We start from the raw sequence: 14,603 nt of genomic DNA on the forward strand, positions 1-14,603 counted from the left end.
GGCCCGGTGACCTCACCCGCAGCCCTCGACCCCCGGATCGCCGCCCGGCTCAAGCGTGACGCCCAGGGCCTCGTCGCCGCGGTGGTGCAGCAGCACGACAGTGGCGAGGTCCTCATGCTCGGCTGGATGGACGACGAGGCGCTGCGCCGCACCCTGACGGAGGGGCGCGTGACCTTCTGGTCGCGCAGCCGCGAGGAGTACTGGCGCAAGGGCGACACCAGCGGTCACGTGCAGCACGTGCGCTCGGTGGCGCTCGACTGCGATGGCGACGCGCTGCTCGTGCGGGTCGACCAGGTCGGCGCCGCGTGCCACACCGGCGACCACACCTGCTTCGACGCCGGCGACCTCGGCGCGGTGGTGGCCACCGATGGCTGAGGCACCCCTCGGCGCCGACCGGCCCGCGGGTGACGTCGCCCCCGACCTGTCGTTCGGCACGACCTGGCCCTCCCTGGAGACCTTCCAGCTGCTGGCCCGTGACCGTCGCGTGATCCCGGTCGTCCGGCGCCTCATGGCCGACGCCGAGACGCCTGTCGGGGTCTACCGCAAGCTGGCCAAGGACGCCCCGGGCACGTTCCTGCTCGAGTCGGCCGAGCACGGTGGGGTGTGGTCGCGGTACTCCATCGTCGGCGCCGCCAGCGGTGCCGTCCTCACCGAGCGTGACGGCCAGGCCCACTGGGTCGGGGAGGCTCCGGTCGGGGTACCCACCACGGGCAGCCCGCTGGACGCCCTGCGCGACACCGTGGCCGTGCTCGCCACCGCCCCGATCGAGGGCCTGCCCCCGCTGACCGGCGGCATGGTCGGTGCCATCTCGTACGACGCGGTGCGGCACTGGGAGAAGGTCCCGTCGGAGGTGCCCGACGAGCTGGGCATCCCCGAGATCACGATGATGCTCGCCACCGACCTCGCGGTCCTCGACCACGCGGACGGCTCGGTGCTCCTCGTCGCCAACGCCGTGAACTTCGACGGGACCGACGAACGCGTCGAGGATGCCTGGGCGGACGCGGTCGGGCGGCTCGACGCCATGACGAGCGACCTCGCGGCGGCGGCCCCCAGCACCGTGTCGACGGTCGACGGCCAGGCCTTCGGCCGGGCCCGGGGTGACGTGCGCAGCAACTACTCGCAGCCGGACTTCGAGGAGATGGTCGAGCAGGCCAAGGAGGACATCCGCGCGGGCGAGGTCTTCCAGGTCGTTCTCTCGCAACGGTTCTCGACGCCGTGCCCCGCTGACGCCCTCGACGTCTACCGGGCGCTGCGCACCTCCAACCCCAGTCCCTACATGTACCTGCTCCGTCTGCCCCTGGCCGACGGGACGGCGTACGACGTCGTGGGGTCGTCGCCGGAGGCGCTGGTCAAGGTGACCGGGCGGCGCGCCATCACCCACCCCATCGCGGGGTCGCGCCCCCGCGGCAAGACGCCGGAGGACGACCTGCGGCTGGCGGAGGACCTGCTGGCCGACCCCAAGGAGCGGGCCGAGCACGTCATGCTCGTCGACCTCGGGCGCAACGACCTCCAGCGCGTCTGCCGGGCCGGCACCGTCGACGTCGTCGAGTTCATGAACGTCCGCCGCTACTCCCACGTGACCCACCTCGAGTCCACGGTGGTCGGCGACCTCGCACCCGGCCACACGGCATACGACGTCCTCGCGGCGACGTTCCCGGCAGGCACCCTGTCCGGCGCGCCGAAGCCGCGCGCGCTCAGCCTCATCGAGCACTACGAACCCAGCCGCCGCGGCATCTACGGCGGCGTCGTGGGGTACCTCGACTTCCACGGAGACCTCGACATGGCCATCGCCATCCGCACCGCCGTCATCAAGGACGGCACCGCCCACGTCCAGGCAGGGGCCGGCATCGTCGCCGACTCGCTGCCCTCGGCGGAGTTCGAGGAGACGGTCAACAAGGCCGCCGCCGCCCTCCGGGCCGTCGCCACCGCCGGCGCCCTGCGGACCGTCCGGTGAAGCACCTCAGACCGACGTCCAAGCTCACCGTCATCCTGCTCGCCCTGATCGGTGCCGGCGTCCTGCTCGCCAGCGGCGGCCGTACCTGGGTGACCGGCACCGTCGACGACCCGGTCGTCGGTGCGAGCCGCATCCTCGGGACGGGCAGCGAGCTCGCGAGCGGGGTCGTGGCCCTGGCGCTCGTCGCTGCGGCCGCGGCCCTCGCCAGTGCCACGAGCGGGCCGGTCGTGCGCCGGATCACCCTCGTCGTGCTCGCCCTGGCCGCGCTCGGGGAGGGTGTCGTGGCCGCCCGGATCGCGCTCGACCCGGCGCAGTCCCTCGGTGCCGTCGCCGCGCGGTCGCTCGGACGGACCGGGTCGATCGAGACCCATGCCACCCCGACGTCCTGGCCGTGGATCGCCGTGGTCGCCAGCGTGCTCCTGCTCGTCGCCGCCGTCGGCGGCTGGTTCGGCGCGGGGTCGTGGCGCGGCCTGGGGGCGCGGTACGAGGCCCCGGGCGCGACGGCGGGTGCGCGTGGCCAGCGGGTGGCCAGCGACTGGGACCGGCTCGACGCCGGCGACGACCCCACCACGCGCGACGACGCGCCAGGCACCTGACAGAATGGCTCCGAACGACCTCCCCTCACTTCCCCAGGAGTCCCGCACCATGGCAGAGCACGAGATCCACGAAGACCACGGCCACAGCGTCGCCGCGTGGACGGCCGTCGGGGTCCTCCTCGTGGGCACCGCCGTCATGGCTCTCGCGGTCGCCATCGCGAACGTCCCGCTGTTCTTCGTCGGCGTCGGGGTCTGCGTCGTCGGCGTGGTCCTGGGCAAGGTCCTCGGGATGGCCGGCTTCGGCGCCAAGGACGTTCCGCCGGTGACGAGCGACTCCCAGAAGACCTCCGGCGTCAGCTGACCCGTGACGGTCGCGGCCAGCCGCCTCCCGGAGCCGCTCCGCGCCCCGCTGCTCGTCGGCGCCGGTGGGTTGCTCGCCGCCGCCGCGCTCCTGGCCCGTGACCCGCACACCGCGGGCTCGTGGCCGGTCTGCCCGATCCTTGCCCTCACCGGCGTGCCGTGCCCGGCCTGCGGTGGCCTGCGCGCCACCCACGACCTCCTCACGGGTCACGTCGTGGCCGCCCTGTCGAGCAACGCGTATGCCGTGCTCACGGTCCTGCTCGCCGCCGGTGCGTATGTCGCGTGGCTGGCTGCCGCCGCACGGGGGCGGCCCCTGACCTGGCTGCGGCGTTCGTCGTGGGTGGGTGGGCTCTGGGCCGTCGGGCTGCTGGCGTTCGGGCTGCTGCGGCTGCTGCCCGCCTTGTCCGTACTGCGACCCTGACGCGGCGCCGCCGGACCCGATCTATAGCCTGTCAACCATGGCCACCGTGCTCGACGAGATCGTCGCTGGTGTCCGCGAGGACCTCGCGGACGCGGTGTCCGCGACCCCTCCCGCCAGGATCGAGCAGCTCGCCCGCGACGCGGCTGCCGCGCTCGACGCCGAAGCCGCCCTGCGCCGGCCCGGGTTGTCCCTCATCGCCGAGGTGAAGCGGGCCAGCCCGAGCAAGGGGGCCCTGGCCGACATCGCCGACCCCGCCGCCCTGGCCGCCGACTACGAGGCCGGTGGTGCGACCGCGGTGAGCGTCCTGACCGAGCGCCGCCGGTTCGGTGGCTCCCTCGACGACCTGGATGCGGTGCGGCGGGCCGTGCGGATCCCGGTGCTGCGCAAGGACTTCATGGTGGAGGACTACCAGCTGTTCGAGGCCCGGGCCCACGGCGCCGACCTCATCCTGCTCATCGTCGCCGCCCTCGCGCAGGACGACCTGGTCCGCATGCAGCAGCTGGCCCGCGACCTCGGGATGACCGCCCTCGTGGAGGTCCACGACGAGGACGAGACGGCCCGTGCCGTCGACGCCGGTGCGTCGGTCATCGGCGTGAACGCCCGCAACCTCAAGACCCTGGCTGTCGACCCCGACACCTTCGGGCGCCTCGCGCCCCTCATCCCCGACACCTGCGTCAAGGTGGCCGAGTCCGGGGTCTCCGGACCCGCCGACGCCGCCCGCTTCGCCGGTGAGGGCGCGGACGCCGTGCTCGTCGGGGAGGCGCTCGTCCGGGGCAGTGCGCCACGACAGGCAGCCCACGACCTCATCGCGGCGGGAGCCCACTCATGACCGACCAGACGCCTGCCACCCCTGCGCACGGGCTCGTGCCCGAGCCCGTGGCCCGACCGGGCCGCTTCGGCGACTTCGGCGGCCGCTACGTCCCCGAGGCGCTGATCCCCGCGCTCGAGGAGCTCGACGAGGCACGGCGCAAGGCGATGGTCGACCCCGAGTTCCTCGGCGAGCTCGAGCGGCTGCACCGCACCTACACGGGTCGTCCCAGCATCATCACGGAGGTGCCCCGGTTCGCCGAGCACGCCGGAGGCGCCCGGATCATCCTCAAGCGCGAGGACCTCAACCACACGGGCTCGCACAAGATCAACAACGTGCTGGCGCAGGCCCTGCTGACCAAGCGGATGGGCAAGTCCCGGGTCATCGCCGAGACCGGCGCCGGCCAGCACGGCGTCGCCACTGCCACGGCGGCGGCACTCATGGGGCTGGAGTGCGTCATCTACATGGGCAAGGTCGACACCGAGCGCCAGGCGCTCAACGTCGCCCGCATGCGGATGCTCGGTGCCGAGGTCAGGCCGGTCCCCACGGGCAGCGCCACGCTCAAGGACGCCATCAACGACGCCCTGCGCGACTGGGTGACCAACGTCGAAGACACCCACTACATCCTCGGCACGGTGACCGGCCCGCACCCGTTCCCCGAGATGGTCCGCGACTTCCACCGCATCATCGGGGTCGAGGCGCGGGCCCAGGTGCTCGACACCGCGGGACGGCTGCCCGACGCCGTCATCGCCTGCGTCGGCGGCGGTTCCAACGCCATGGGCATCTTCCACCGGTTCCTCGACGACACCGACGTCCGCCTCATCGGCGTCGAGGCCGGGGGAGAGGGTGTCGAGGGCGGACGCCACGCGGCCCGTTTCGCGGCGAGCTCGCCCGGCGTGCTGCACGGGACGTTCAGCTACCTCATGCAGGACGACGACGGCCAGACGCTGGAGTCGCACTCGATCTCGGCAGGGCTCGACTACCCGAGCGTCGGGCCCGAGCACGCGCACCTCCGGGACACCGGCCGGGCGGAGTACCGCTACGCCACCGACGAGCAGGCCATGAAGGCCTTCGAGCTGCTCTGCCGCACCGAGGGCATCATCCCCGCCATCGAGTCGGCACACGCGCTCGCCGGTGCCATCGAGGTGGGTCGTGAGCTCGGTCCGGACGCGCTGCTCCTGGTCAACCTGTCAGGGCGCGGCGACAAGGACATGCACACGGCCGCGGAGTACTTCGGCCTCATCGACGGCGACGCGGTCCCGCCCGGCACGGCCGACGAACCGGGCGCCGAGGGCGACGGGAGGACCCAGCTGTGAGCACCGCCACCGGCACGACCGGCATCGGGGTCGGCGACGTCCTGGCCCGCTGCCGCGAGGAGAACCGCGCGGCCCTCGTGGGCTACCTGCCCGTGGGCTTCCCGACCGTCGAGGGCTCGATCGCGGCGATGGTGGCCATGGTCGAGGCAGGCGTGGACATCGTCGAGGTGGGCATCCCCTACAGCGACCCGCTCATGGACGGACCGGTCATCGCGTATGCCGCGGACCAGGCCCTCAAGCACGGCGTCCGGGTCGGTGACGTCTTCACGGCCACCCGCGCCGTGCGTGACGCCGGCGCCCCGCCACTGGTGATGTCGTACTGGAACCTCATCCTGCGCCACGGACCGACCGCCTTCGCAACCGACCTCGCGGCAGCCGGGGGAGCCGGCATCATCACGCCGGACCTCATCCCCGACGAGGCCGGCGAGTGGATCGCCGCGAGCGACGCCAGCGGGCTGGACCGGGTCTTCCTGGTCGCCCCCAGCTCGACGGACGAGCGGATCGCCTCGGTCACCGAGCGCTGCCGCGGGTTCGTCTACGCCGTCTCCCACATGGGGGTCACCGGTGCGCGCACCTCGATGGGCGACGCGGCCTCGGTCATCGTCAGCCGCACCAAGGCCGCGACCGACCTGCCCGTCTGCGTCGGCCTCGGGGTCTCGACCGGCGCGCAGGCGGCCGAGGTGGCCGCCTACGCCGACGGGGTCATCGTCGGGTCCGCCCTCGTGCGGTGCCTCACGGAGGCCGCCGACCTCGAGTCCGGCATCACCGTCCTGCGGGCCCTCGTCGCCGAGCTGGCCGAGGGTGTCCGGAGCGGTCGCTGACGTGGGCGTGCTCGCCCGGCCGCGGACCCGGGACGTCATCGGTCTGCTGGCCAGGCTCGTGCTCGGTGCCGTCATCCTCGTCGCGGGACTGCTCAAGGTGGGCCACCTCGAGACGTCCGCCCGGGCGGTGCGGGCCTACCAGCTCCTCCCGTACGACGTGGCGGGGTACGTGGGGTACGCCCTGCCGATCCTCGAGGTCGCCGTGGGCGTCCTGCTCGTGCTGGGCCTGTTCACCCGGGGGAGCGCCCTCGTGGGCGGCGTCCTCATGGTGGTGTTCATCGTCGGGATCTCGTCCGCGTGGGCCCGCGGCCTGAGCATCGACTGCGGGTGCTTCGGCAAGGGGGGAACCATTGCGGCGGCCCAGACGCAGTATCCACAGGAGATCGCCAGGGACGTCGGGCTGCTGCTCTGCGCCGCCTGGCTCGTGCTCCGGCCGCGCACCGCGCTGAGCCTCGAGCGCTTCCTGTTCCCGGACCGTCACGACCAGGCCCGGATCGACCCCGACCCGCACCACGAAAGGCCCCCGGCATGACCAGCAGCAGCGCCAGCCGCAAGGCGAAGATCCAGGCGGCCACGCCGAAGTCGCAGCAGCGCAAGGGCGCCAACCCGGTGGTCGTGGCCACCGTGGTCGTGGTCGTCATCGTCGCGGCGGTCGTGACCGCCGTGATCCTCGGCAGCCGCGACAAGGAGGCGGCGACCACCGCCGGTGGGTCGTCGCTCCCCAAGGGTGCCTCCGCGATGGGGACCGGGATCGTGGTCAACCCCGGTGCCCCGGCCAACGTGCCGACGCTGGACCTCTACGAGGACTTCCAGTGCCCCATCTGCGCCGAGTTCGAGCACCGCTTCGGTGAGGGCATCACCGCCCTGGCGGAGAAGAACCAGGTCAAGCTCGTGTTCCACACGCTGAGCTTCCTGGACGACAACCTCCGCAACGACTCGTCCAACCGCGCGGCCAACGCGGCGGCCTGCGCCGCCGACCAGGGCAAGTTCCTCCAGTACCACACGGCGACGTTCGGGGGGCAGCCGCTGAAGGAGGGCGCCGGCTTCACCGACGCGGCGCTGAAGTCGTTCGCCGAGAAGGTCGGGATCACCGGAGCCGGCCTGACCACCTGGCAGCAGTGCTACGACGGCCGGGCGCACAACCAGTACGTCGAGTCCGTCCAGACCCAGTCGGAGAAGGACGGCGTCCACGGCACCCCGACGCTCAAGCTCAACGGCAAGGACGTCTCCCTCAACGGCTTCACCAACGAGTCCCTCGACGCCGCCGTCAAGGCCGCCACCAAGTGAGTGCAGCGGCGGTCCTGACCCTCCCCTCGGCCCTCCCGGCCGCCATCCCCAGCCCCACGTCCGGTGTCTGGCACCTCGGGCCGTTCCCGCTCAGGGGCTACGCCCTGTGCATCCTGGCCGGGATCGTCGCGGCGGTGTGGATCACGGGCCGGCGGCTGGCGGACCGGGGCCACCCCTCCGAGAAGGCGATCGACATCTCCGCCTGGGCGGTCCCGTTCGGCATCGTCGGAGGTCGCCTCTACCACCTCATCACCTCCCCGCAGGCCTACTTCGGCGAGGGCGGTCACCCGTGGCGCGCCTTCGCCATCTGGGAGGGGGGCCTCGGCATCTGGGGGGCCATCGCCCTCGGCGCCGTGGGGGCCTGGATCGGGGCGCGTCGTCACGGCGTCTCGTTCCACGACTTCGTCGACTCGGCCGCTCCCGGGGTCGCGGTCGCCCAGGCGCTGGGCCGCTGGGGCAACTGGTTCAACAACGAGCTCTACGGCCGGCCGACCGACGTCCCGTGGGGCCTGACCATCCACCAGTGGGACAGCGCCGCGGGACACGCGGTCCGTGACTCGTCGGGCAAGGCGGTGGTGCTCGGCACCTTCCAGCCGACGTTCCTCTACGAGTCGCTGTGGTGCCTGCTCCTCGCGCTGGTACTCGTCGTGCTGGACCGCCGCCGGGCGCTGCGCAAGGGACAGCTGTTCGCCCTCTACGTCGTGGGGTACCCGCTCGGTCGCATCGTCTTCGAGCTGATGCGCAGCGACGAGGCCAACCACATCCTCGGGGTGCGCGTGAACGTGTGGACGAGCATCCTCGTGTTCCTGCTGGGGTTGTTCCTCTTCCGGGCCGGGCGTCGCCGCGAGGTGGCGGTCCCGGCACGCTCAGCATCTCACCATACGGAATAGGGCGGCTCACATGCTAGGACGAGAAGGGTTGTCGGTATTCTCGTCCGAGCCGTGGCCAAGGCCGTCCACGCGCGTGTACAGGTGTGCCCCGGACAGTCCAGGAGGGCCGCTCCGACGCACCACGACCCCTCTAGGACGGTGACCCGAACGTGACTTCTGCGCGCTTCTCCGCCCAGCCCGCCGACACCGGGCTCTACCGCCGCGAGTTCGAGCACGACGCCTGCGGCGTGGCCCTCGTGGCCACGATGCGGGGCAGCGCAGGTCACGACATCGTCGACCACGCCCTCACCGCGCTGCGCAACCTCGAGCACCGCGGCGCCACCGGCGCAGACCCGCTCGTGGGCGACGGCGCGGGCATCCTCACGCAGGTCCCGGACGCCTTCTTCCGCGCGGTCGTGGGTTTCGACCTCCCCGTCGCCGGCGCGTATGCCGTGGGCACCGCCTTCCTGCCCGCCGACGAGACCGAGCGTGCCCGGGTCGTCGAGCGGATCGAGGCCATCGCCGCGGAGGAGAACCTCACCGTGCTGGGCTGGCGCGACGTCCCGGTGAGCGCCGAGCTCGTGGGCCAGGCCGCGCGCGACTGCATGCCGTTCTTCCGCCAGCTGTTCGTCAGCTCCTCGTCCGGCCGGATGGTCGGGATCGGCCTGGACCGACTGGCCTTCTGCCTGCGCAAGCGGGCCGAGCGCGAGACCGAGGTCTACTTCCCCTCGCTGTCGTGCCGCACCCTCGTCTACAAGGGCATGCTCACCACCGGTCAGCTCGAGCCGTTCTTCCCCGACCTGTCCGACCGCCGGTTCGAGACCCAGCTCGCGCTGGTGCACTCGCGGTTCTCCACGAACACCTTCCCGAGCTGGCCGCTGGCCCACCCCTACCGGCTCATCGCCCACAACGGCGAGATCAACACGGTCAAGGGCAACCGGAACTGGATGCGCGCCCGCGAGAGCCAGCTCGTCTCCGACGTCATCCCCGGTGACCTCGAGCGGCTGTTCCCGATCTGCACCCCCGAGGCCTCCGACTCGGCGTCCTTCGACGAGGCGCTCGAGCTGCTGCACCTCGGCGGACGTTCGCTGCCCCACGCCGTCCTGATGATGATCCCCGAGGCGTGGGAGAACCACACCGAGATGGACCCCGCCCGACGGGCGTTCTACGAGTTCCACTCCACCTTCATGGAGCCCTGGGACGGACCCGCCTGCGTCACGTTCACCGACGGCTCGCTCATCGGTGCGGTCCTCGACCGCAACGGCCTGCGCCCCGGTCGCTACTCGGTCACCGACGACGGCCTGGTCGTCCTCGCGTCCGAGGCCGGTGTCCTCGACCTCGACCCGACCCGGGTCGTGCGCAAGGGCCGCCTCCAGCCGGGCCGGATGTTCCTGGTGGACACCGAGCACGGCCGCATCGTGTCGGACGACGAGATCAAGTCCTCCCTCGCCACCCAGCACCCGTACGACGAGTGGCTGCACGCGGGTCTCATCCACCTCGACGACCTCCCCGAGCGCGAGCACATCGTGCACACCGCCGCCTCGGTGGCGCGTCGCCAGCAGACCTTCGGCTACACCCAGGAGGAGCTCAAGATCCTCCTCGCGCCGATGGCGCGCACCGGGGGAGAGGCGCTCGGCTCGATGGGCACCGACACCCCGATCGCGGTGCTGTCCGACCGTCCCCGCCTGGTCTTCGACTACTTCACCCAGCTGTTCGCCCAGGTGACGAACCCCCCGTTGGATGCCATCCGCGAGGAGCTGGTCACCTCCCTCGGCACCGTGATCGGTCCCGAGGGCAACGCCCTGGCCGCGAGCCCGGCGCACGCCCGCCAGGTCGTGCTGCCGTTCCCCGTCATCGACAACGACCAGCTCGCGAAGATCGTCCACGTCAACGCCGACGGCGACCTGCCCGGCTACGCCACCCACGTCGTCCGTGGGCTCTACGACGTCACCGGTGGGGCCGCCGCCATGCAGGCCCGGCTCGAGGAGATCTTCGCCGAGGTCTCGCAGGCCATCGCCGACGGCGCCCGCTTCGTCGTCCTGTCCGACCGTGACTCCGGTCGCGACCACGCCCCGATCCCGTCGCTGCTGCTCACCTCCGCGGTGCACCACCACCTGATCCGCGAGAAGACCCGCACCCTGGTCGGCCTCGTGGTCGAGGCGGGTGACGTGCGCGAGGTGCACCACGTCGCCCTGCTCATCGGGTACGGCGCCGCCGCCGTGAACCCCTACCTCGCCATGGAGTCGGTCGAGGACCTCGTCCGCTCCGGCGCGATCGAGGGCGTGACCTCCGAGCAGGCGGTCAAGAACCTCATCAAGGCGCTCGGCAAGGGCGTCCTCAAGGTGATGTCGAAGATGGGCATCTCCACCGTCGCGTCCTACCGCGGCGCCCAGGTGTTCGAGGCGATCGGCCTGTCCCAGGAGCTCGTCGACCGGTACTTCACCGGCACGGTCAGCCAGCTCGGCGGGATCGGGCTCGACGTCGTCGCCGCGGAGACCGCGGCCCGCCACGCCGCGGCCTACCCCCCGGACGGCGTGCGCCTCCCGCACCGCAAGCTCAACGTGGGCGGTGAGTACCAGTGGCGCCGGGAGGGCGAGCCGCACCTGTTCGACCCGGACACGGTGTTCCGCCTGCAGCACTCGACGCGCCAGCGCCGGTACGACATCTTCAAGCAGTACACCCAGCGCGTCGACGAGCAGTCGGAGCGGCTGATGACGCTGCGCGGCCTGTTCGAGCTCGGTGGGGCGAACCCGCGCGAGGCCGTCTCGATCGACGAGGTCGAGCCGGTCAGCGAGATCGTCAAGCGGTTCAACACCGGCGCGATGTCGTACGGCTCGATCAGCCTCGAGGCCCACGAGACCCTCGCCATCGCGATGAACCGGCTCGGCGCGCGCTCCAACACCGGCGAGGGCGGCGAGGACGTCGAGCGCCTCATGGACGACGAGCGCCGCTCGGTCATCAAGCAGGTGGCCTCGGGCCGCTTCGGCGTGACCTCGCTCTACCTCACCAAGTCCGGTGACATCCAGATCAAGATGGCCCAGGGCGCCAAGCCCGGCGAGGGTGGCCAGCTGCCCGGGCACAAGGTGTACCCGTGGGTGGCCAAGACCCGTCACTCCACGCCCGGCGTCGGCCTCATCAGCCCTCCGCCGCACCACGACATCTACTCGATCGAGGACCTCGCCCAGCTGATCCACGACCTCAAGAACGCCAACCCCGAGGCCCGGATCCACGTCAAGCTCGTCTCCGAGATCGGGGTCGGCACGGTGGCCGCAGGCGTCTCCAAGGCGCACTCCGACGTGGTGCTCATCTCCGGCCACGACGGCGGCACCGGCGCCTCGCCGCTGACCTCGCTCAAGCACGCCGGTGGTCCCTGGGAGATCGGCCTCGCCGAGACCCAGCAGACGCTGGTGCTCAACAACCTGCGCGACCGCATCGTCGTGCAGTGCGACGGGCAGCTCAAGACGGGCCGTGACGTCGTCATCGCCGCCCTGCTGGGTGCGGAGGAGTTCGGGTTCGCCACGGCGCCGCTCGTCGTCAGCGGCTGCGTCATGATGCGCGTCTGCCACCTCGACACCTGTCCGGTCGGCATCGCCACCCAGAACCCCGAGTTGCGCAAGCGGTTCAGCGGCAAGCCGGAGTTCGTCGAGACGTTCTTCGAGTACATCGCCGAGGAGGTGCGCGAGCACCTCGCCGCCCTGGGCTTCCGGTCGGTCGAGGAGGCCATCGGCCAGGTGTCGTCGATCGACGCCACCAAGGCCGTCAACCACTGGAAGGCCGCAGGCCTGGACCTGTCGCCGATCTTCGCCGACGTGCAGAGCCCCGACGGCTCGCCGCGTCGGAACACGACCAAGCAGGACCACGGCCTCGAGAAGGCGCTGGACCACCAGCTCATCACGATCGCCAAGGAAGCCATCACCGACGGCACCCCGGTGTCGGCCGAGGTCGCCGTCCGCAACGTCAACCGCACCATCGGCACGCTGCTCGGCCACGAGGTCACCAAGGCCCACCCCGACGGCCTGCCCGACAACACGATCGACCTCACGCTCCGGGGCTCGGCCGGACAGTCGCTCGGCGCCTTCCTGCCGCGGGGCATCACGCTGCGCCTGTATGGCGACGCCAACGACTACGTCGGCAAGGGCCTCTCCGGTGGCCGGGTCGTCGTCCGTCCCGACCGCGCGGCGCCCCTGGCCGCCGAGCAGAACGTCATCGCCGGCAACGTCATCTGCTACGGCGCGACCACCGGCGAGCTCTTCCTGCGCGGCAAGGTGGGCGAGCGGTTCTGCGTCCGCAACTCCGGCGCCAGCGCGGTCGTCGAGGGCGTGGGCGACCACGGCTGCGAGTACATGACCGGTGGCACCGTCCTGGTCCTCGGGCCGACGGGTCGCAACTTCGCGGCCGGCATGTCCGGTGGCGTGGCGTACGTCCTCGACATCGTCGAGGACCGGGTCAACCGCGAGCTCGTCGACCTGTCGCCGTTGCGACCGGACGACGAGACGGTGGTGCGCGAGCTGCTCGCCAAGCACGTCGAGTGGACCGAGTCCCCGGTGGCCTCAGGGCTGCTCGAGGACTGGGACACGGCGCGCGGCCGGTTCACGCTCGTGCTGCCTCGCGACTACCAGCGCGTCCTCGACGTGCGGGCGGCCGCTGAGGAAGAAGGTTTGGACGTCAACGGCTCCGAGGTCTGGGAGCGGATCATGGAGGCTTCCCGTGGCTGACCCCCAGGGCTTTCTCAAGACGCGCGAGCGCGAGCTCCCGGCCCGCCGACCCGTTCCGGTCCGCATCCGGGACTGGAAGGAGGTCTACGAGGAGCAGGAGCTCGGGCAGCTCCAGCGCCAGGCCGGTCGCTGCATGGACTGCGGGATCCCGTTCTGCCACAGCGGTTGTCCGCTAGGCAACCTGATCCCCGAGTGGAACGACCTCGCCTGGAAGGGTGACTGGCGCGAGGCCATCGAGCGCCTGCACGCGACCAACAACTTCCCGGAGTTCACCGGTCGCCTGTGCCCGGCCCCCTGCGAGACCGCCTGCGTGCTCGGCATCAACCAGCCGGCCGTGACGATCAAGCAGATCGAGGTCACGACGATCGACCGTGCCTTCGACGCCGGCTACGTCCAGCCGCAGGCGCCCGAACGCCTCACCGGCAAGACCGTGGCCGTGGTCGGCTCCGGTCCCGCAGGGTTGGCGGCCGCCCAGCAGCTGACCCGGGCGGGGCACACCGTGGCGGTGTACGAGCGCGCCGACAAGCCCGGAGGCCTGCTGCGGTACGGCATCCCCGAGTTCAAGATGGAGAAGTCGGTGCTCGACCGCCGCATCTCCCAGATGGAGGCCGAGGGCACACGCTTCCGCAGCGGCGTCAAGGTCGGTGAGGACGTGACCGGCCGCCAGCTGCGTGACCGGTACGACGCCGTCGTCCTGGCCATCGGTGCCACCGTCCCCCGGGACCTGCCGGTGCCCGGGCGTGAGCTCGACGGCGTCATGCAGGCCATGGAGTTCCTGCCGCCGGCCAACAAGGTCGCGCTCGGCGAGAGCGTCCAGGGCCAGGTCACCGCGGAGGGCAAGGACGTCATCGTCATCGGTGGCGGTGACACCGGCGCCGACTGCATCGGCACCTCGCACCGCCAGGGCGCCAGGTCGGTCACGAGCCTGGAGATCATGCCCCAGCCGGGGGAGGAGCGGGTGGCCGGCCAGCCGTGGCCCACCTACCCCATGACCTTCCGCGTCGCCTCCGCCCACGAAGAGGGCGGCGAGCGGGTGTATGCCGTGTCGACCAAGGAGGTCCTCGGCGAGGACGGCAAGGTCAGCGGCATCCGCGTCGTCGACGTGCAGCGCGGTGAGAACGGCTTCGACGAGGTCGAGGGCACCGAGCGGGTGCTGCCGGCGCAGCTCGTCCTGCTCGCCATGGGATTCCTCGGGCCGGAGCAGCCGGGCGTCGTGGAGCAGCTCGAGGTGGAGCTCGACGAGCGCTCGAACATCAAGCGCGACAAGGAGTACATGTCCAGCGTGCCCGGCGTCTTCGTCGCGGGTGACGCCGGTCGTGGCCAGTCGCTCATCGTCTGGGCCATCGCCGAGGGCCGTTCCGCAGCAGCGGGCGTCGACAAGTACCTCAGCGGCCAGACCGCCCTGCCGCGTCCGATCAACCCGAACGACCGCCCCCTCGTCGTCTGAGCGGCGGGCGTCCTGCTCGACTCGAAACACGGCATACCCGGACACCCGGTGGGCCTCCCCGGAAGGGGT

Annotated in this window: 13 protein-coding genes; all 13 read left to right on the plus strand. The window is 71.8% G+C overall.

What is annotated here, in order from left to right; all coding sequences use genetic code 11:
• Nucleotides 1-6: 6 nt before the first annotated feature.
• The 13 genes from hisI to ASD62_RS00460 all read left to right on the plus strand — a co-directional run bounded on the left by hisI (nt 7) and on the right by ASD62_RS00460 (nt 14,534).
• Nucleotides 7-375: a phosphoribosyl-AMP cyclohydrolase gene (hisI, locus tag ASD62_RS00400; protein WP_056914269.1), complete on the plus strand. Its 369-nt coding sequence runs from the start codon at nt 7-9 to the stop codon at nt 373-375.
• Nucleotides 368-1,954: an anthranilate synthase component I gene (locus tag ASD62_RS00405; protein WP_056914270.1), complete on the plus strand. Its 1,587-nt coding sequence runs from the start codon at nt 368-370 to the stop codon at nt 1,952-1,954. The genes hisI and ASD62_RS00405 overlap by 8 nt, the downstream gene beginning before the upstream one ends.
• A complete protein-coding gene (locus ASD62_RS00410) occupies nt 1,951-2,550 on the plus strand; it encodes a Trp biosynthesis-associated membrane protein (RefSeq protein WP_056914271.1) in 600 nt (199 codons plus the stop codon). The genes ASD62_RS00405 and ASD62_RS00410 overlap by 4 nt, the downstream gene beginning before the upstream one ends.
• A 49-nt stretch (nt 2,551-2,599) precedes the next feature.
• Nucleotides 2,600-2,851 (plus strand): HGxxPAAW family protein, encoded by a 252-nt coding sequence (locus ASD62_RS00415; protein ID WP_056914272.1) that lies wholly within the window; start codon nt 2,600-2,602, stop codon nt 2,849-2,851.
• A gap of 3 nt (nt 2,852-2,854) precedes the next feature.
• Nucleotides 2,855-3,271, plus strand: a complete 417-nt coding sequence (locus ASD62_RS00420; protein ID WP_056914273.1) for a DUF2752 domain-containing protein — start codon at nt 2,855-2,857, stop codon at nt 3,269-3,271.
• Between the two features lie 37 nt (nt 3,272-3,308).
• Nucleotides 3,309-4,100, plus strand: a complete 792-nt coding sequence (gene trpC, locus ASD62_RS00425; protein ID WP_056914274.1) for an indole-3-glycerol phosphate synthase TrpC — start codon at nt 3,309-3,311, stop codon at nt 4,098-4,100.
• Nucleotides 4,097-5,395 (plus strand): tryptophan synthase subunit beta, encoded by a 1,299-nt coding sequence (gene trpB, locus ASD62_RS00430; protein WP_082553079.1) that lies wholly within the window; start codon nt 4,097-4,099, stop codon nt 5,393-5,395. The genes trpC and trpB overlap by 4 nt, the downstream gene beginning before the upstream one ends.
• Nucleotides 5,392-6,216 (plus strand): tryptophan synthase subunit alpha, encoded by an 825-nt coding sequence (gene trpA / locus ASD62_RS00435; protein WP_056914275.1) that lies wholly within the window; start codon nt 5,392-5,394, stop codon nt 6,214-6,216. Before trpB ends, trpA begins: the two co-directional genes overlap by 4 nt.
• Complete coding sequence (locus ASD62_RS00440) at nt 6,197-6,748, plus strand: DoxX family protein (protein WP_235529145.1); 552 nt, start codon at nt 6,197-6,199, stop codon at nt 6,746-6,748. The genes trpA and ASD62_RS00440 overlap by 20 nt, the downstream gene beginning before the upstream one ends.
• A complete protein-coding gene (locus ASD62_RS00445) occupies nt 6,745-7,503 on the plus strand; it encodes a thioredoxin domain-containing protein (RefSeq protein ID WP_056914277.1) in 759 nt (252 codons plus the stop codon). Before ASD62_RS00440 ends, ASD62_RS00445 begins: the two co-directional genes overlap by 4 nt.
• Complete coding sequence (gene lgt / locus ASD62_RS00450) at nt 7,500-8,393, plus strand: prolipoprotein diacylglyceryl transferase (RefSeq protein ID WP_082553080.1); 894 nt, start codon at nt 7,500-7,502, stop codon at nt 8,391-8,393. Before ASD62_RS00445 ends, lgt begins: the two co-directional genes overlap by 4 nt.
• Nucleotides 8,394-8,542: 149 nt before the next feature.
• A complete protein-coding gene (gltB, locus tag ASD62_RS00455) occupies nt 8,543-13,087 on the plus strand; it encodes a glutamate synthase large subunit (protein WP_056914278.1) in 4,545 nt (1,514 codons plus the stop codon).
• Nucleotides 13,080-14,534: a glutamate synthase subunit beta gene (locus ASD62_RS00460; RefSeq protein ID WP_056914279.1), complete on the plus strand. Its 1,455-nt coding sequence runs from the start codon at nt 13,080-13,082 to the stop codon at nt 14,532-14,534. The genes gltB and ASD62_RS00460 overlap by 8 nt, the downstream gene beginning before the upstream one ends.
• Nucleotides 14,535-14,603: the final 69 nt, after the last annotated feature.

The organism is Phycicoccus sp. Root563, assembly GCF_001427915.1.
GTDB lineage: Bacteria > Actinomycetota > Actinomycetes > Actinomycetales > Dermatophilaceae > Pedococcus.

Excerpts from the sequence above, each read along its gene's own strand:
- trpC (WP_056914274.1), top strand. The coding sequence starts at position 3,309 with ATGGCCACCGTGCTCGACGAGATCGTCGCTGGTGTCCGCGAGGACCTC.
- ASD62_RS00445 (WP_056914277.1), top strand. The coding sequence starts at position 6,745 with ATGACCAGCAGCAGCGCCAGCCGCAAGGCGAAGATCCAGGCGGCCACG.
- ASD62_RS00405 (WP_056914270.1), top strand. The coding sequence starts at position 368 with ATGGCTGAGGCACCCCTCGGCGCCGACCGGCCCGCGGGTGACGTCGCC.
- trpB (WP_082553079.1), top strand. The coding sequence starts at position 4,097 with ATGACCGACCAGACGCCTGCCACCCCTGCGCACGGGCTCGTGCCCGAG.
- ASD62_RS00415 (WP_056914272.1), top strand. The coding sequence starts at position 2,600 with ATGGCAGAGCACGAGATCCACGAAGACCACGGCCACAGCGTCGCCGCG.